The following is an 18685-nucleotide window of genomic DNA, read 5'->3' as shown; positions in this document are numbered from 1 at the left end:
CGCTATCAGACACCATCCAGCAACTGCTTGTCGCGTACCGCACCCTTGTCGGCGCTGGTCGCCAGCAGCGCGTACGCCTTCAACGCGGTGCTGACCTTGCGCGTACGCGGTTGCGCCGGCTTCCAGCCCTTCGCGTCCTGCTCGGCGCGGCGCGCCGTCAGTTCGTCGTCGGAGACCAGCAGCGCGATCGCACGCTGGGGAATATCGATACGGATGCGGTCGCCATCGCGTACCAGGCCGATCGCGCCACCCGCGGCGGCTTCCGGCGACGCGTGGCCGATCGACAGGCCGGAGGTACCGCCGGAGAAGCGACCATCCGTCAGCAGCGCGCATTGCTTCCCGAGTCCTTTCGATTTCAGGTAACTGGTCGGGTACAGCATCTCCTGCATGCCGGGCCCACCCTTGGGGCCTTCGTAGCGGATGACGACCACGTCGCCCGCCTTCACTTCATCGCCGAGGATGCCGGCGACCGCTGCATCCTGGCTTTCGAACACGCGCGCGGTGCCTTCGAACACATGGATCGACTCATCCACGCCCGCCGTCTTCACCACGCAGCCATCGCGGGCGATGTTGCCGTAGAGCACGGCCAACCCGCCTTCCTGCGAGAACGCATGCTCGACACTGCGGATGCAGCCCTCGGCACGGTCGGTGTCCAGCGACGGCCAGCGCGTCGCCTGGCTGAAGGCGACCTGGGTGGGGATCCCGGCCGGACCGGCCTTGTAGAACGTCGCGACGGCTTCGTCGTCATTGGTCGCGACGTCCCATTTCGCGATCGCTTCGCCCAGCGATTTCGCATGCACGGTGGCGGCACCGGTATGCAGCAGGCCGCCGCGCGCCAGTTCGCCGAGGATCGCCATGATGCCGCCGGCGCGGTGCACGTCCTCGATGTGGTACTTCTGCGTGTTCGGCGCCACCTTGCACAACTGCGGCACGCGCCGCGACAGGCGATCGATGTCGCGCATGTCGAACGGCACCTCGCCCTCCTGTGCCGCAGCCAGCAAGTGCAGGATCGTGTTGGTGGAACCGCCCATCGCGATGTCCAGCGTCATCGCGTTCTCGAATGCCTCGAAGGTGGCGATGCCGCGCGGCAACGCGGTCGCGTCTTCACCCCCGTACCAGCGGTGGCACAGTTCGACGGCCAGCACGCCAGCGCGCTTGAACAGCTTTTCGCGATCGGCATGGGTCGCGACCACGGTGCCGTTGCCCGGCAGCGACAGGCCGAGCGCTTCGGTCAGGCAGTTCATCGAATTCGCGGTGAACATGCCGCTGCACGAACCGCAGGTCGGGCACGCGCTGCGCTCGACCGCGGCGACCTGTTCGTCGCTGGCGTTCGGGTCGGCCGCCATCACCATCGCATCGATCAGGTCGAGCTTGTGGTCGGCCAGTCGCGTCTTGCCGGCTTCCATCGGCCCGCCCGACACGAACACGGTCGGGATGTTGAGCCGCAGCGCGGCCATCAGCATGCCGGGGGTGATCTTGTCGCAGTTGGAGATGCACACCAGCGCGTCGGCGCAGTGCGCGTTGACCATGTACTCCACCGAGTCCGCGATCACTTCGCGCGACGGCAACGAATAGAGCATGCCGTCGTGGCCCATCGCGATGCCGTCGTCGACGGCGATGGTGTCGAACTCCTTGGCGACGCCGCCGACCCGTTCGATCTCGCGTGCGACCAGTTGCCCCAGGTCCTTGAGGTGCACATGCCCCGGGACGAACTGGGTGAAGGAGTTGGCCACCGCGACGATGGGCTTGTGGAAGTCCTCGTCCTTCATGCCGGTCGCGCGCCACAGCGCCCGGGCACCGGCCATGTTGCGGCCATGGGTGGAGGTCTTGGAGCGGTATTCGGGCATGAAAACAGCCGGCGGTGCGACAGCGTGGGGAGCCCGATTCTGCGGCGTTTTCTCGGTTTCAGTTGCAACCATCTCGACTGAAATCATCCGATCGTCGCAAACGACGGAAAAGCGCTTGACATGGTTTGGAGCGGCATGTTTCCCTTGCCGCATGTTGCAGCGCCACACGCCCACGACGAACGACCCCACCGCATCCGCTGCGGCGTCCTTCCTCGTACTCGTCCTTATTACCTCGCCCACAAGTGCGGGACGGACCGGCGTGTAAGCAGCAGAAACGCCAGATTCGCAAAACCCCGCACTGAGAAGTGCGGGGTTTTTTGTTTAAGCCCCTTCGATTCCCCATCAACCCTCAGGAAACCCGCGCCATGACCACCGCCAACGCTCTCCCGCACCCCAAGATCGCCGTCGTCGGCTACGGCAGCCAGGGCCGCGCGCATGCGCTGAACCTGCGTGACTCCGGCTTCGACGTCACGGTGGGCCTGCGCCCGGGCGGCCCGACCGAAGCCAAGGCACAGGCCGACGGCTTCGTGGTGAAGGCGCCCGCCGATGCGGTGAAGGACGCCGACCTGGTCGCCGTGCTCACGCCGGACATGGTGCAGAAGAAGCTCTACGCCGACGTGCTGGCGCCGAACATGAAGCAGGGCGCCGTGCTGCTGTTCGCGCACGGCCTCAACGTCCACTTCGGCATGATCGAACCTCGCGCCGACCTGGACGTGGTGCTGGTCGCGCCGAAGGGTCCGGGCGCGCTGGTGCGCCGCGAATACGAGATCGGCCGAGGCGTGCCCTGCATCTACGCCGTCCACCAGGACAAGAGCGGCCAGGCCGAGCAGTTCGCCCTGGCCTACGCCGGCGGCCTGGGCGGTGCGCGCGCCAACATCATCAAGACCACCTTCAAGGAAGAAACCGAGACCGACCTGTTCGGCGAACAGGCCGTGCTGTGCGGCGGCGCCTCGTCGCTGGTGCAGGCCGGCTTCGAGACGCTGGTGGAAGCCGGCTACCAGCCGGAAATCGCCTACTACGAAGTCCTGCACGAGCTGAAGCTGATCGTCGACCTGTTCTACGAAGGCGGCATCACCCGCATGCTGGAGTTCATCTCCGAGACCGCGCAGTACGGCGACTTCGTCAGCGGCCCGCGCGTCATCGACGCCTCGGTGAAGGCGCGCATGAAGGACGTGCTGACCGACATCCAGAACGGCACCTTCACCCGCAACTGGCAGGCCGAATACGACGCGGGCCTGCCGAACTACAAGAAGTTCCAGCAGGCGGACAAGGACCACCCGATCGAGAAGGTCGGCAAGGAACTGCGCGCGAAGATGGTGTGGCTGCAGGCCAACGCCGCGCAACCCGATACAGACGAGCAGGCCGCCGCATGAACGCCGCTGCGGCCACTGCCCCACGCAATGGCGCCCGCTGGCTGGCCCACGCCCTGGAAGCCGAGGGCGTGGACACGCTGTTCGGCTATCCGGGCGGCACCATCATGCCGTTCTACGACGCGCTGGTGGACTCCAACCTCAAGCACATCCTGGTGCGCCACGAGCAGGGCGCGGCGCTGGCCGCGAACGGATACGCCCGCGCCAGCGGCAAGGTGGGCGTGTGCGTGGCCACGTCCGGCCCCGGCGCGTCGAACCTGGTGACCGGCATCGCCGATGCGATGCTGGACTCGGTGCCGATGGTCTGCCTGACCGGCCAGGTCGCCACCACGTTGATGGGCACCGACGCGTTCCAGGAGCTGGACGTGTTCGGCCTGACGTTGCCGATCGTGAAGCACAGCTTCGTCGCCCGGCGCGTCGACGACCTGCCGGAGATGGTGCGCGAAGCCTTCCGCATCGCGCGCGAAGGCCGTCCAGGCCCGGTGCTGATCGACCTGCCGAAAGACGTGCAGATGAGCGATGCCTCGCATCTGCCCGATCACGTCCCGGCCAGCGTCGATCCGATCCCGGCACCGGAAGGCGCGAAGCTGGCCGACGCACTGGCCGCGATCGCCGGTGCGGAGAAGCCGGTGATCTACGGTGGCGGCGGCATCGGCATCGCCGATGCGGTGGACGCGTTCCGCCAGTTCGTCGACGCCACGAAGATCCCCACCGTGCTGACGCTGCGCGGCCTGGGTGCACTGCCCGCCAACCATCCGCATTACCTGGGCATGCTGGGCATGCACGGCACCCGCGCCGCCAACATGGCGGTGCAGGAATGCGACCTGCTGATCGTGGTCGGTGCGCGCTTCGACGACCGCGCCACCGGCAAGCTGGCCGAGTTCGCGCCGTTCGCCCGCGTGCTGCATGTGGACGCCGACGCCTACGAGATCGGCAAGCTGCGCACGGCCGACATCGCCGTTCCCGGCGATGTGGCCATCAGCCTGAAGACGCTGCGCACCGCGCGCAGCACCTGCGACGAATGGCGCAAGCGCTGCGTGGGCAACCGCGAGCGTTTCGGCTTCCGCTACGACGCGCCCGGCAGCGACATCTATGCGCCTGGCCTGCTGAAGCGGTTGAGCGAAGTGGCCCCCGCGGACGCGATCATCGCGTGCGACGTGGGCCAGCACCAGATGTGGGTGGCGCAGCACTGCAAGTTCACCCATCCGCGCAATCACCTGACCAGCGGCGCGTTGGGCACGATGGGCTTCGGCCTGCCGGCGGCGATGGGCGCGCAGTTCGCCTGTCCCGACCGCACCGTTATCCTGGTCAACGGCGATGGCGGCTTCATGATGAACGTGCAGGAGCTGGCCACCATCGCCCGCTGCAAGCTGCCGGTGAAGATCGTACTGATCGACAACAGCGCGCTGGGCATGGTGCGGCAGTGGCAGGAACTGTTCTTCGCCGAGCGCTACAGCGAGATCGACCTGTCCGACAACCCGGATTTCGCCGCGCTGGCGCGCGTGTTCGGCATTCCGGCTCGCCACATCGACCTGCGCGACGACGTCGAGGACGCCTTGGCCGACCTGCTGGCCCAGCCCGGACCCGCCCTGCTGCACGTCACCATCGACATCAAGGCCAACGTCTGGCCGCTGGTGCCGCCGAACCACGCCAACAGCTCGATGCTGGATGCCAATCCCGCAACACAATCCGCCGAGCCTGCCGACACGGCCGACGGCCCGGAGAAAAAGAATGCGTTACCGGCTTGAACTCAAGCTCAAACCTGCCGAGGGCGCCTTGCTGCGCGTGCTGGGCATGATCGAGCGCCGTGGTTTTCCGCCCCATGCGGTGCATGCCACCCACGACGGCGAAGGCTATTGGGCACTGGCGCTGGTGATCGACAGTACCCGCGCGCCGGAGACCCTGCGCCAGCAGCTTCTGAAAATCTACGATGTCGAGGAATTGTCCTTCAGCGCCGTGCAGGAACTGAGCCGGGATCGCCGCCACCAGGACCGCGCCGCATGAACGCCGCACCCGCCAACGCGGAAGTCGCGGTCCGGAGGCGTCTTCTTCGACATCAGCCGTTCGCGTGCCGCGATGCCTGATGCCGGCCGCGCCCCCGCCAGCAACGAACCGGACGTAGGCGACGTCGTCGTCACCGTGGCCGACGTACTGGCGGCGCAGGCGCGGCTGCGGCGTTACCTGCCGCCCACGCCGCTGCACCATGCCGAACGCTTCGGCGTGATGCTGAAGCTGGAGAACCTGCAGCGCACCGGCTCCTACAAGGTCCGCGGCGCGTTGAACGCGTTGCTGGCCGCCCGCGAGCGCGGCGACCGCCGCCCGGTGATCGCGGCGTCGGCCGGCAACCATGCGCAGGGCCTGGCCTGGGCCGCGTATCGGCTGGGCGTGCAGGCCATCACGGTGATGCCGCATGGCGCACCGGAAACCAAGATCGCCGGGGTCGCCCACTGGGGCGCCACCGTGCGCCAGCATGGCGACAGCTACGACGAGGCGTTCGCCTTCGCGAAGGAGCTGGCCGAGCAGAACGGCTACCGCTTCCTGTCCGCCTTCGACGATCCCGACGTGATCGCCGGCCAGGGCACGGTCGGCATCGAGATCGCGCCGTACACCCCGGACGTCGTCATCGTGCCGATCGGCGGTGGCGGGCTGGCCTCGGGCGTGGCGCTGGCGCTGAAGTCGCAGGGCGTGCGCGTGGTCGGCGCCCAGGTCGAGGGCGTGGATTCGATGATCCGTGCGATGAAGGGCGACACCGCCCCGAAGGATCCGGTCGCCTCGCTGGCCGATGGCGTCCGGGTGAAGGTGCCCGGCTTCATCACCCGCCGCCTGTGCTCGCAGCTGCTGGACGACGTGGTGACCGTGCGCGAGGCCGAGCTGCGCGAAACCCTGGTGCGGCTGGCGCTGGAAGAGAACCTGATCGCCGAAGGCGCGGGCGCGCTGGCGCTGGCCGCCGGTCGCCGCGTCGCCGGCAAGCGCAAGTGCGCCGTCGTCTCCGGCGGTAACATCGACGCCACGGTGCTGGCGCAGCTGTTGTCCGATGTGCGCCCGCGTCCGCCACGCAAGCCGCGTCGCCGCAACCCCGAGGGCGAACCCTCGCCTGCCAAGGGCCGCGCGTCGCGCGCGGCCACGACCCCTTCCCCTGCAAAGACCGGTGCGCGCCGCTTGGATGCGCCCGCCATGGAAAGAGAAGTACACGAGGAACCCATCTGGTGAACACGCCAACCCATCCCTCCCCGACGCAGATCCGCATCTTCGACACGACGTTGCGCGATGGCGAGCAATCCCCCGGCTGCAGCATGACGCCGCAGCAGAAGCTGGTCATGGCGCGCGGCCTGGCCGAACTGGGCGTGGACGCGATCGAGACCGGCTTCCCCGCCAGCTCGCAGTCCGACCGCGAAGCGCATGCGCTGATCGCCCGCGAGTTGCGCGAGACCACGCTCGTCGTGCTGTCGCGCTGCCTGGCCACGGACATCGAGACCTCGCTGCGCACCGTGACCGCCGCCGCGAAGCCACGCCTGCACCTGTTCCTGTCCACCAGTCCGCTGCATCGCGAGCACAAGCTGCGCATGAGCCGCGAACAGGTGCTGGAATCGATCGACAAGCACGTGCGCATGGCGCGGAGCCATATCGACGAGATCGAGTTCTCGGCCGAGGACGCCACACGCACCGAAGAGGACTTCCTGCACGAGGCGATCGCCGCGGCCATCTCCGCCGGCGCGACCACGATCAACCTGCCGGACACGGTAGGCTTCACCACGCCGGAAGAGATCCGCGGCATGTTCGAACGCGCGATCGCCCGCGTACCGGGCGCCGACAAGGTGGTCTTCAGCGCCCACTGCCACAACGACCTGGGCCTGGCGGTCGCGAACTCGCTGGCGGCCATCGAGGGTGGCGCACGCCAGGTGGAAGGCTCGATCAACGGCATCGGCGAGCGCGCGGGCAACTGCGCCATCGAGGAGCTGGTGATGGCACTGAAGGTACGCAACGCCTTCTACAACCTGGACACGCGCGTCGATACGCGTCGCATCGTCCCGACCTCCCAGCTGTTGTCGCGCCTGGTCGGCATGCCGGTCCAGCGGAACAAGGCCATCGTCGGCGCCAATGCGTTCGCCCACGAATCCGGCATCCACCAGCACGGCATGCTGCGCCATCGCGGCACCTACGAGATCATGCAACCGCAGGACGTGGGTTGGCCGTCGTCGCAGATGGTGCTGGGCCGCCACAGCGGCCGCGCCGCGGTCGAACAGCGCCTGCGTGCACTGGGCTACTGGCTGGAAGAGGACGAACTGAAGCTGGTGTTCGAGCAGTTCAAGACACTATGCGAGAAGCAGCGCGTGGTCGGCGATGCCGACCTGCAGGCACTGATGCAGGATGCCGCGGTCAGCGACGGTTACCGTCTGGCCTCGATGACGATCAGCGACGTCGGCAGCCGTGCCAACGCACTGGTCGAACTGTCCGATCCGGACGGCAACCGCGTCTCCGAGACCGCGCAGGGCAACGGACCGGTCGATGCGCTGTTCAGTGCGCTGGCGGCCGCCACCGGCGTGCAGCTGCAGCTGGAGAGCTACCAGGTGCACAGCGTCGGCATCGGCGCCGACGCGCGTGGCGAGGCCAGCCTGTCGGTGCGTTGCGAGGGCGAGGAGTACGAGGGCACCGGCACCAGCAAGGACATCATCGAGGCCAGCGCGCTGGCCTGGCTGGACGTCGCCAACCGGCTGCTGCGGCAACGCCGCATCGAACAGCAGGAGGCGGCGGCGGCCTGACGTCGCGATCCGTCATTCCGGCGAAAGCCGGAATCCATTGCGCTTCTGCTTTGTCTGTTCGTCGAGTTCGAGAAGAGCAATAGCAACATGGATCCCGGCTTTCGCCGGGATGACGACGAGAGACGAGATGGACCGCTCTGACCGACACACCATGAAACGCATCGCTGGAAACCCCGCATGACCGCGCCACGCACCCTGTTCGACAAACTCTGGGAAGCCCACGTCGTCGTCCCCGAGACCGACGCGGCCCCCGCCGTGCTCTACATCGACCTGCACCTGATCCACGAGGTCACCTCGCCGCAGGCCTTCACCGAGCTCAAGGCGCGCGGCCTGTCGCCGCGCCGCCCGGATCGCACCAAGGCGACGATGGACCATTCCACCCCTACCCTGCCCGCCGGTGCCGACGGCAAGCTGCCGTACTACACGAAAGCGGCCGAAACCCAGGTGGAAACGCTGGCGCGCAATTGCATCGAGCACGGCATCGAGCTGTTCGACATGGCCTCGCCGAACCGCGGCATCGTCCACGTCATCGCGCCCGAGCAGGGCTTCACCCTGCCCGGCATGACCATCGTCTGCGGCGACAGCCACACCAGCACGCATGGCGCGTTCGGTTCGCTGGCCTTCGGCATCGGCACCAGCGAAGTCGGCCATGTGCTGGCCACGCAATGCCTGCTGCAGCGCCGGCCGAAGACGATGGCCATCACCGTCGACGGCGCGCTCGCGCCCGGCGTCGGCGCGAAGGACATCGTGCTGCACGTGATCGGCGTGATCGGCGTCAACGGCGGCACCGGCCACGTACTCGAGTTCCGCGGCAGCGCGATCGAGGCGCTGGACATGGAGCAGCGCATGACCCTGTGCAACATGTCCATCGAAGCCGGCGCGCGTGCCGGCATGGTCGCGCCCGACCAGACCACGTTCGACTGGGTGGCGAAGACGCCGCGCGGACCGAAGGGCGACGCCTTCGATAGCGCCGTCGCCTACTGGAAGACGCTGCGCAGCGACGAAGGCGCGGTGTTCGACGCCGACGTGCGGGTCGATGCCGCCGACATCCGACCCACCCTGACCTGGGGCACCCATCCCGGCACCGCGATCGCGGTGGATGCGCCCATTCCGGCGCCCGCCGATGCGGCGGACCAGAAGGGCCTGGACTACATGCGCCTGAGCGCCGGGCAGGCGGTGGCGGGCACGCCGGTGGACGTCGTATTCGTCGGTTCGTGCACCAACGGCCGCCTGCGCGACATGCGGGAAGTCGCCCAGGTGCTGCGTGGCCGCAAGGTCGCGGCAGGCGTGCGCATGCTGGTCGTGCCCGGCTCGGAGATCGTCAAGCGCGAGGCCGAAGCCGAGGGCATCGACCGCATCGTGCGTGAAGCGGGCGCCGAGTGGCGCGAGCCGGGTTGCTCGATGTGCATCGCGATGAACGGCGACCTGGTCGCGCCCGGCCAGCTGGCCGTGAGCACCAGCAACCGCAATTTCGAAGGTCGCCAGGGGCCCGGCGCACGCACGCTGCTGGCGTCGCCGCTGACGGCCGCCTGGGCCGCGGTGAACGGACGTGTCAGCGACCCGCGTGAACTGTTCGACGCACACAAGGAGGTGGCGTGATGGCCGCACTCCGTGAGGTGCGCTCGAAGAGCGTGGTGTTGGCGCAGACCAACATCGATACCGACCAGATCATTCCCGCGCGCTTCCTCTCCACGACCGAGCGCGCCGGCCTGGGCAAGAACGCCTTCAACGACTGGCGCTGGCAGGCCGATGGGTCGCCGAACCCGGCGTTCCCGTTCAACCAGCCCGAGAACACCGGTCGCAGCATCCTGCTCGCCGGCCGCAACTTCGGCTGCGGCTCCTCGCGCGAGCACGCCCCCTGGGCGCTCACCGACCTGGGCCTGCGTGCCATCGTCAGCAGCGAGATCGCCGACATCTTCCGCAACAACAGCCTGAAGAATGGCCTGCTGCCCATCGTACTGCCCGAGGAAATCGTGCAGTCGCTGATGGAACGGCCGGACGACGAACTGACCATCGATGTCGCCGCACGCGAACTCCGCGCGCCCGACGGCTCGGTCTTCGGCTTCCCGCTGGACGCCTTCGCGCAGACCTGCCTGCTGGAAGGCGTGGACGAAATGGGCTACCTGCTGGCCCGCCACACCGACATCGAACGCTACGAGGCCACCCGCCATGCACGCTGACATCGCCGTACTGCCCGGGGACGGCATCGGCCCCGAAGTCACCGCCGCCGCCGTCACCGTGCTGCGCACGCTGGCGCGCCGCCACGGCCACACCTTCGATTTCCACGAGTACGACATCGGCGGCATCGCCATCGACCGCCACGGCGAACCGCTGCCGCAGGCGACGCTGCAGGGCTGCCAGCAGGCGAACGCCGTGCTGCTGGGCGCGGTCGGCGGACCGAAGTGGTCGGATCCGAACGCGAAGGTGCGCCCCGAGCAGGGCCTGCTGGCGCTGCGCAAAGGCCTGGGCCTGTTCGCCAACCTGCGCCCGGTGCGCCCGCATCCGGCCGCACTGAACGCATCGCCGATCAAGCCGCACCTGCTCACCGGCGTGGACATCGTGGTCGTGCGCGAACTCACCGGCGGCATCTACTTCGGCGAGAAGACCCGCGATGCGCGCGGCGCCAGCGACCTGTGCAGCTATTCGGTCACCGAGATCGAACGCGTCGTGCGCAGCGCGTTCAAACTGGCGCGCCAGCGCCGCAGCTACCTGGTGTCGGTGGACAAGGCCAACGTGCTGGAAACCTCGCGCCTGTGGCGCGACGTCGCCTCGCGGATCGGGCGCGACGAATTCCCCGACGTGAAGCTGGAGCACCAGCTGGTCGACTCGATGGCGATGCACCTGCTGGCCAAACCACGCGAGTACGACGTGATCGTCACCGAGAACATGTTCGGCGACATCCTGACCGACGAAGCCTCGATGCTGGCCGGCTCGCTGGGCCTGCTACCGTCCGCCTCGCTGGGCGACGGCAAGGTCGGGCTGTACGAGCCCATCCACGGCTCCGCGCCGGACATCGCCGGCAAGGGCATCGCCAATCCCTATGCGACCATCCTCAGCTGCGCCCTGCTGCTGCGCCATTCACTGGGATTGCATGAGGAGGCCGACTGCATCGACCGCGCGGTGGATGCGGCGCTGAACGCCCAGGTCTTCACCAACGACCTCGCCACCGGCGGCCGCGGCGTCTCCACGCAGGCGGCGGCACAAGCGGTGATCGAACAGATGCAGGCGCACTGCTACGTGGCGGATCTGCGCGACTGAGCGCATCTCTCTCCATGGGAGAGAGATAGACCGGGTGCGCGTCGTTCACGTGCACCCGGTCTGGCATCTGCGGGCCGCGCCAGGCCCGATGACGCACGGTCGTTCGCCTAGCCCGCTCGCTGCGGCTCGTTCGACGTTGCGGACGCCGGCGCGTCATCGTGGCGCGGCTTCACCTTGAACCACGCCGCGTACAGCGCGGGCAAGAAGAACAGCGTCAGCACGGTCGCCACGGTCAGGCCGCCCATGATCGCCACCGCCATCGGGCCGAAGAACGCACTGCGCGAAAGCGGGATCATCGCCAGCACGGCCGCCAAGGCCGTCAGCACGATGGGGCGGAAGCGGCGCACGGTCGCGTCGATGATCGCGTGCCAGCGGTCATGCCCGGCCCGGATGTCCTGGTCGATCTGGTCCACCAGGATCACCGAGTTGCGCATGATCATGCCGGCCAGCGCGATCGTGCCCAGCATCGCCACGAAGCCGAACGGCACGCGGAACACCAGCAGCGCGAGGGTCACGCCGATCAGGCCGAGCGGTGCCGTCAGCAGCACCAGCGACACCCGCGAGAAGCTGCGCAGCTGCAGCATCAGCAGCGTGGTGACCACGAGCAGGAACAGCGGCATGCCGGCAGCGATGGACTTCTGCCCGCGCCCGGAGTCTTCGACGGTGCCGCCGGTTTCCAGCAGGTAACCCTGCGGCAGCTGCGTACGCACCTCGTCCAGGGTCGGCAGGATCTGCTGGACCACGGTCGGCGGCGTCACGTCGTCGCTGTTGAGGTCCGCACGCACGGTGACGGTGGGCAGGCGGTCGCGGTGCCAGATGATGCCGTCTTCGAACGCGTACTCCAGGTTCGCGACCTGCGACAGCGGCACGCTGCCGCCGTTGCTCGTCGGCACGGCCAGGCTGCCGAGCAGGTCGAGCCGCGCGCGTTCGTCGTCCGGACCCCGCAGCAGGATCTCGACGAGCTCATTGCCTTCGCGGTAGGTGCTGACGCTCAGGCCGGACAGCGAGCCCGAGAGGAAGTGCGACACCTGCGACGTGCTGACGCCCAGCGCGCGTGCGCGGTCCTGGTCGATTTCCAGGCGGACGATCTTGCTCGGCTCGCTCCAGTCCAGGTTGACGTTGGTGACGTGCGGATTCGCGCGCACCTTCTCCGCCACCTGGCGCGCCAGCGCCTGCACGCGGTCGATGTGTTCACCGGACACGCGGAACTGCACCGGATAACCGACGGGCGGGCCGTTCTCCAGCCGCGTGACGCGGAACTGCAGTTCGGGGAACTGCGGCGCGACTTCGTCGATCAGCCAGTGGCGGGTGGCTTCACGGGATTCGATGTCTTCGGTCAACACCACGAACTGGGAGAAGTTCGCCTGCGGCAGCTGCTGGTCGAGCGGCAGGTAGAAGCGCGGCGACCCCGTGCCGATGTACGACACGTAGTTCTGCACGCCTTCGCGGGCGGCCAGCAGCTTCTCCAGCTTGCGCGCCTGCGCGTCGGTCGACTTCAGCGAGCTGCCTTCGGCCAGCTCCAGGTCCACCATCAGCTCGGGGCGCACCGAATCCGGGAAGAACTGCTGCGGTACGAAACGGAACAGCGCCAGCGAGGCCACGAACGCCGCCACCGTCACGCCGATCACCAGCCAGCGATGGCGCAGGCAGAATTCCAGCCACCCGCGGAAACGCTGGTAGAACGGCGTGTGGTACGGGTTGTGGTCGTGCGCATCGTGCGCCTTCGGCGCGAGCACCATCGCGTACTGCGGCCAGCGATCGGCCAGGCGCGCGCGGAAGCCGTGCCAGCGGGCCGCGAGCGAACCGGGCTTCGGCGGCTGCGGATTGCCCAGGTCGGGCAGCATCTTGTCGCCCAGGTAGGGGATGAACAGCACGGCGGCGATCCACGAGACCACGAGCGCGATCGTCACCACCTGGAACAACGAACGCGTGTACTCGCCCGTGCTCGACGCCGCCGTGGCGATCGGCAGGAAGCCGGCGGCCGTCACCAGCGTGCCGGTCAGCATCGGGAATGCGGTCGATTCGTAGGCGAAGCTGGCCGCTTTCAATCGGTCGAAGCCCTGCTCCATCTTGATGGCCATCATCTCGACCGCGATGATCGCGTCGTCGACCAGCAGGCCCAGTGCCAGCACCAGCGCGCCCAGCGAGATCTTGTGCAGGCCGATGCCGAAGTAGTGCATCACCGCGAACGTCATCGCCAGCACCAGCGGGATCGACACCGCTACCACCAGGCCGGTGCGCAGGCCCAGCGAGAAGAAGCTGACCAGCAGCACGATGATGACGGCTTCGGCGAGCACGCGGACGAACTCGCCGACGGAATCCTCGACGGCCGCCGGCTGGTCGGACACCTTGCGCAGTTCCATGCCCAGCGGCAGGGTCTTCTGCAGGCGCTGGAATTCGGCTTCGAGGGTCGCACCGAGCTTGAGGATGTCGCCGCCGTCCTTCATCGCCACCGCGATGCCGATGCCGGGCTGGCCCATGAAACGCATGCGCGGCGCGGCGGGATCGGCGAAGCCGCGCTTGATCTCGGCGATGTCGCCCAGCTTGACCGTGCGGCCGCCCGCGCGGATCGGGAACTCGCGGATCTCGTCCACCGAGTCGAATTCGCCGCTGACGCGCAGTTGCACGCGGTCGCTGGCGGTTTCGAAGAACCCCGCCGGCGTCATCGCGTTCTGTTCTTCCAGCGCCTGCTGCACCGCGCTCAGCGGAATGCCCAGCGTGGCCAGCTTGGTGTTGGACAGCTCGATCCAGACCTTCTCGTCCTGCAGGCCGACCAGTTCGACCTTGCCGACATCGTCCACGCGCTGGAGTTCGAGCTGGATGCGGTCGGCGTAGTCTTTCATCACCGCGTAGTCGAAGCCTTCGCCGGTCAACGCATAGATGTTGCCGAAGGTGTCGCCGAATTCGTCGTTGAAGAACGGGCCAACCACGCCGCTGGGCAGCGTGGCGCGGACGTCGCCGACCTTCTTGCGTACCTGGTACCAGAGGTCGGGGATCTCCTTGGACTTCATGGAGTCGCGGGCCATGAAGATCACCTGCGACTCGCCCGGACGCGAGTACGAACGGATGAACTCGTAGTTGCCGGTGGTCATCAACGCCTTCTCGACGCGCTCGGTGACCTGCTGCGAGACTTCCTCGGCGGTCGCACCCGGCCACACCGTGCGCACGACCATCGCCTTGAAGGTGAAGGGCGGATCCTCGGACTGGCCCAGGTGCTTGTACGACCACGCGCCGATGATGCCCAGCAGGATCATGCCGAACAGCACGAGGCTGCGGTTGGTCAGCGCCCACTCGGAGAGATTGAAGCGGCGCATGCCGTTACTCCGAGCGCGAGGCGATGTTGGCGGTGCCGCCACCGGCCGTGAGCTTCAGCGGCCGATTGTTGCGGTCCACCGGCGCGACGACCTGGCCCTCGCGCAGCAGGTGGCCACCCGCGGCCACGACCCAGTCGGACGCCTTGAGGCCACCGAGCACCGGCACCGAAGACTCGCCGTAGCGCCCCAGTTGCACGACCTGCGCGCGGACCTTGCCGCTCGCCGGATCGACGATCCACACGGATGTCTTGCCGTCTTCGCCGCGCTGCACGGCCGAAAGCGGCAGCTTCAGTGCGGCCTTGGTGCCGTTCTCCTGCACGTAGACGCGTGCGCTCTGGCCCAGTTCGACCTGCTGGACGGCATCGCCGACCAGGCTCACGCGGGCGGCGTAGGTACGCGTCTGCGCGTCGGCCGCCGGCGCGATCTCGCGGATGGCGCCCGGCAGGCGCTGGCCGGGCGCATTCCACAGCTCGATGACGACCGGCTGGCCCACGCTGAATTCGCGGATGCGGTTTTCGGGAAGGCCGATCGCGACTTCGCGTCCTCCATCGGCGGCCAGCGTGAACACGGTCTGGCCCGCTGCCACCACCTGGCCCGCTTCGGCCTGTCGGCTGGCGATCACGCCATCGCGCGGCGCGCGCAGCTGCGAATAGCCTTCCTGGTTGCGCATCACGTCCATCTGCGCGCGCGCCGCCCGCGCCTGGCCTTCGGCGGCCTTGTACGACGCGACCTGCGCGTCATAGGCGGACTGGCTGATCAGTTTGTCGCCCACCAGCTTCGCGTAGCGATCGCGATCACCGCGTGCGCGAACCAGGTCGGCCTCGGCGGCGGCCAGTTGCGCCTGCGCAGCCTGCGCCTGCAGTGCGAAATCGCCCGGATCGAGCAGGGCCAGCACTTCGCCCTTCTGCACGCGCGCGCCGGCATCGACATTGCGTCGGACCAGGTTGCCGCCTACGCGGAACGACAGCGGGCTTTCCTCGCGGGCGCGCACTTCGCCGGCGTACGCCGACAAGGCGGCTTCCGCACCGCCACCCGGTTGTACGACCAGGGCAGGACGCGCCGTTTCCGCCGGCTTCTCCGCGCTGCAGGCGGCAAGGCCCAACAGCAGCATCCCGAACACTCCGTTCCAGCGCATCTGGCGCATAAACCGCTCCGTGGGCATTTCAATTAGTGGACTTGCCGGTATAGTATAAATATCGAACCGAGTAGTCTAGTATTACATCATGGTCAGCCCGCCCCCCTCCGCCAACCGCCGCAAACCCACCGCCAAGCCTGCCGCCAGCGGGCCCGGCCGTCCGAAGGACCTGGGCAAGCGCGCCGCCATCCTGGAAGCCGCCAAGCAGCTGTTCGCGCGGGAAGGCTTCAATGGCGTGAGCATGGACGAGATCGCCGCCGAGGCCGGGGTCTCCAAGCTGACGGTTTACAGCCACTTCGGTGACAAGGACGCGCTGTTCGCCGCGGCCGTGCAGGCCAAATGCGAAGAGATGCTGCCGGACGCGCTGTTCGAGATCGAGCTCAAGGGCACCCTGCGCGACCAGCTCAAGGCGATCGCCCAGGCGTTCTTCGCACTGATCACCAGCGAGGAGGCCATCAGCACGCACCGCATGATGATGGTCCCCGGCAACATCGACGACAAGCTCAAGCAGACCTTCTGGGAAGCCGGTCCGCAGCGCACCCACGATGCCTTCGCGGCCCTGCTGCAGGGCCAGGTGGCCAAGGGCGAGCTGGACATCCCCGACGTGGCGACGGCTTCCGTGCAGTTCTTCACCCTGATCAAGGGCGAAGTGCATGCCCGGATGACCTGCGGCCTGTGCAGCCAGCCCCGCCCGGTCGATGTCGGTCGCCATATCGACGCCACCGTGGACATGTTCCTGAGGGCCTATGGCCGCCGCTGAAGCTGAAGCCCAGCCCCGCACGCAGGAGGTCGCGGTGACTTCCGGCACTGCGCCGGCCGCGACGGCTGCCCCGATCCTTGCCCAGCGCGGAGGCAGCCGGCCCGGTAAAATGCCCGGCCCAGCCTCCCGCGTCGGATGACCACCCCCATGACGATCAACTACACCCAGGCCCGCGAAAACATGGTCGAGCAGCAGGTACGTCCCTGGGACGTGCTGGATGCGCGCGTGCTGGAGACGCTGGCGACGCTGCCGCGCGAGGCCTTCGTGGCCGAGTCGCACCGCGCGCTGGCGTACGCGGACCTGGAACTGCCGCTGGGCCACGGCCAGTCGATGATGAAGCCCGTCGTCGAAGGCCGCACCCTGCAGGCGCTGAAGCCGCAGGCGGCCGAAGACGTGCTCGAGATCGGTACCGGCAGCGGCTATCTCACCGCCTGCCTGGGCAACCTGGCGCGCGAAGTGGTCAGCCTGGAAATCCAGCCGGAACTGGCCGCCGCCGCGCGTGCGCGCCTGGACGCGACCGGCCTGGGCACCAACGTCCGGATCGAGACCGTGGATGCGCTCGCCTGGGACACCGACCGCCGCTTCGACGTGATCTGCGTGACCGCGGCCGTCGCTGCCGTGCCGGCGCGCTTCCTGCAATGGCTGCGTCCCGGTGGCCGGCTGTTCGTGGTGCGCGGCGCGTCGCCGGTGATGGAAGCCGTTCTGCACGTCAACGATGTCAACGGTCCGCGCATCGAATCGTTGTTCGAGACCGACCTCTCCTATCTTGTCGGCGCCGCGCCGGCGCCCCAGTTCGTCTTCTGAAGCATTACAAAAAGGAACCCGCATGAGCCGTCGCCCCCTCGCACTAGCGCTCGCCCTGGCCCTGCCGTCCGCGGCCAATGCCACCGACCTGATGCAGACCTATGAGCTGGCGCGCGCCGGCGACACCACGCTGTCCATCGCCGAATCCACCCGGCTGATCGACAAGGAAGGCGCTGTGCAGGCGCGCGCCGCCCTGCTGCCGCAGATCAGCGGCAGCGCCGGTTACGACCTCACGCACAACAGCCGCCCGGGCAGCCCGACCGGCGACGGCAAGAGCCGCAGCTACGGCGCTTCGCTGAGCCAGACGATCTTTGACTGGAGCCGCATCGCCGACCTGCGCGGCCAGAAGGCCATCAGCCAGGCCGCCGACTACGACCTGGCCTCGGCGAACAACGATCTGATCACCCGTACCTCGGCCGCCTACTTCAACGTGCTGATCGGCATCGAGTCGCTGGCCGCCGCGGAAACCAACGAAGCCGCCTCGAAGAAGCAGTTCGACTACGCGCAGAAGCGCCTCGACGTGGGTCTGGCGCCCATCACCGACGTGCACGAAGCCCGCGCGCAGTACGACAGCGCCCGCGCCAACACGATCCTGGCCCGCAACGCCCTGGACGACAGCTACCGCGCGCTCGCCGAGATCACCGGCCAGCCGATCAGCGGCCTGAAGGGCTTGCCGGACGACTTCCGCCCGGAACTGCCGGCCGAGCAGAACGCGCAGGCGTGGGTCGATCGCGCGATCGAACAGAACCCGGACCTGAAGTCGGCGCAGTACCAGCTGGAATCCGCGCAACACGGCGTGTCCAGCGCGCGCGCCGGCCACTACCCCACGCTGAACTTCCGCGGCGCCTACTCGAACGGCACCGACTGGGACAGCGTGCCGGGCACCCTGTCGCAGGATGGCGAAGGCTACAACTGGGGCGTGACCCTGACCGTGCCGATCTTCTCCGGTGGCGCCACCCAGTCCGGCGTCCGCCAGGCGTTGGCCCAGCGTGACCGTGCCTCCGATGGCCTGGAGCAGACCCGTCGCGCGCTGATCCGCAACACCAGCAATGCCTACCAGGCGCTGGTCGCCGGTGTCAGCGAAGTGGAAGCCCGCCGCCTGGCCGTGGTCTCCGCGCAGAGCGCGCTGGATGCCTCGCAGGTCGGCCTGGAAGTCGGTACCCGCACCGTGCTGGACGTGCTGCAGAACCAGCGCACGCTGTTCCAGGCGCAGGTCGAATACGCACAGGCCCGCTACAACTTCCTGCAGAACCGCCTGCTGCTTGAACAGGCCGCCGGCACGCTCGACGGCGCCGACGTGCAGGACGTCAACCGCCTGCTGACCGCCGACGCCGAAGCGCGCCTGTCGTCGCAGCCGGTTTCGCAGTAAAGCCTCGCGCGCTTCGCGCGAACGCGACGGCGGGCTTCGGCCCGCCGTTGTCGTTTCCGGCCTTGTAT

14 protein-coding genes are annotated in these 18685 nt (G+C 68.1%); 11 read left to right on the top strand and 3 right to left on the bottom strand.

Annotation, left to right across the window (positions count from 1 at the left end; translation table 11 throughout):
* Window positions 1-5 precede the first annotated feature (5 nt).
* Window positions 6-1847, bottom strand: coding sequence for a dihydroxy-acid dehydratase (ilvD, locus tag ASD72_RS07420; protein WP_056879293.1), 1842 nt, complete (start codon window positions 1845-1847; stop codon window positions 6-8).
* A 365-nt stretch (window positions 1848-2212) separates the two neighbouring features.
* Between ilvD and ilvC the strand changes: the two genes are divergently transcribed.
* The 8 genes from ilvC (at window position 2213) to leuB (ending at window position 11235) form a co-directional block, all read left to right on the top strand.
* A complete protein-coding gene (gene ilvC / locus ASD72_RS07415) occupies window positions 2213-3220 on the top strand; it encodes a ketol-acid reductoisomerase (protein WP_056879292.1) in 1008 nt (335 codons plus the stop codon).
* Window positions 3217-4965: an acetolactate synthase 2 catalytic subunit gene (gene ilvG / locus ASD72_RS07410; protein WP_056879291.1), complete on the top strand. Its 1749-nt coding sequence runs from the start codon at window positions 3217-3219 to the stop codon at window positions 4963-4965. Before ilvC ends, ilvG begins: the two co-directional genes overlap by 4 nt.
* Window positions 4949-5221, top strand: a complete 273-nt coding sequence (locus ASD72_RS07405) for an ACT domain-containing protein (protein WP_056879290.1) — start codon at window positions 4949-4951, stop codon at window positions 5219-5221. The genes ilvG and ASD72_RS07405 overlap by 17 nt, the downstream gene beginning before the upstream one ends.
* A gap of 72 nt (window positions 5222-5293) precedes the next feature.
* Window positions 5294-6427 (top strand): threonine dehydratase, encoded by a 1134-nt coding sequence (locus tag ASD72_RS07400; RefSeq protein ID WP_056879289.1) that lies wholly within the window; start codon window positions 5294-5296, stop codon window positions 6425-6427.
* Entirely contained in the window at window positions 6424-7977 is a 1554-nt protein-coding gene (locus ASD72_RS07395) for a 2-isopropylmalate synthase (protein WP_056879288.1), read from the top strand. The genes ASD72_RS07400 and ASD72_RS07395 overlap by 4 nt, the downstream gene beginning before the upstream one ends.
* 177 nt (window positions 7978-8154) lie before the next feature.
* Window positions 8155-9576, top strand: coding sequence for a 3-isopropylmalate dehydratase large subunit (leuC, locus tag ASD72_RS07390; protein WP_056879287.1), 1422 nt, complete (start codon window positions 8155-8157; stop codon window positions 9574-9576).
* Window positions 9576-10157 carry a 3-isopropylmalate dehydratase small subunit gene (gene leuD / locus ASD72_RS07385; protein WP_056879286.1) on the top strand — a complete coding sequence of 194 codons (582 nt, stop codon included), beginning with the start codon at window positions 9576-9578 and terminating at the stop codon, window positions 10155-10157. The genes leuC and leuD overlap by 1 nt, the downstream gene beginning before the upstream one ends.
* On the top strand, window positions 10147-11235 hold the full coding sequence (gene leuB, locus ASD72_RS07380) for a 3-isopropylmalate dehydrogenase (protein ID WP_056879285.1): 1089 nt from the start codon (window positions 10147-10149) through the stop codon (window positions 11233-11235). Before leuD ends, leuB begins: the two co-directional genes overlap by 11 nt.
* A 107-nt stretch (window positions 11236-11342) precedes the next feature.
* Here leuB and ASD72_RS07375 read toward each other — a convergent pair whose 3' ends face one another.
* Window positions 11343-14549, bottom strand: a complete 3207-nt coding sequence (locus ASD72_RS07375) for an efflux RND transporter permease subunit (RefSeq protein ID WP_056879284.1) — start codon at window positions 14547-14549, stop codon at window positions 11343-11345.
* 4 nt (window positions 14550-14553) lie between these two features.
* Complete coding sequence (locus ASD72_RS07370; protein ID WP_056879283.1) at window positions 14554-15693, bottom strand: efflux RND transporter periplasmic adaptor subunit; 1140 nt, start codon at window positions 15691-15693, stop codon at window positions 14554-14556.
* A gap of 79 nt (window positions 15694-15772) precedes the next feature.
* On the opposite strand from ASD72_RS07370, the gene ASD72_RS07365 reads away from it, so the two are divergent.
* The 3 genes from ASD72_RS07365 (at window position 15773) to ASD72_RS07355 (ending at window position 18617) form a co-directional block, all read left to right on the top strand.
* Window positions 15773-16444 (top strand): TetR/AcrR family transcriptional regulator, encoded by a 672-nt coding sequence (locus ASD72_RS07365; RefSeq protein WP_056879282.1) that lies wholly within the window; start codon window positions 15773-15775, stop codon window positions 16442-16444.
* A gap of 147 nt (window positions 16445-16591) precedes the next feature.
* Window positions 16592-17248, top strand: coding sequence for a protein-L-isoaspartate O-methyltransferase (locus ASD72_RS07360; protein ID WP_056879814.1), 657 nt, complete (start codon window positions 16592-16594; stop codon window positions 17246-17248).
* A gap of 22 nt (window positions 17249-17270) precedes the next feature.
* Window positions 17271-18617: a TolC family outer membrane protein gene (locus ASD72_RS07355; RefSeq protein WP_056879281.1), complete on the top strand. Its 1347-nt coding sequence runs from the start codon at window positions 17271-17273 to the stop codon at window positions 18615-18617.
* The last annotated feature ends 68 nt before the right edge of the window (window positions 18618-18685 follow it).

Source organism: Pseudoxanthomonas sp. Root630 (assembly GCF_001427585.1).
Lineage (GTDB): Bacteria > Pseudomonadota > Gammaproteobacteria > Xanthomonadales > Xanthomonadaceae > Pseudoxanthomonas_A.
The sequence above is the reverse complement of the archived record's forward strand: the minus strand, read 5'-3'. Positions and strand labels throughout refer to the sequence as shown.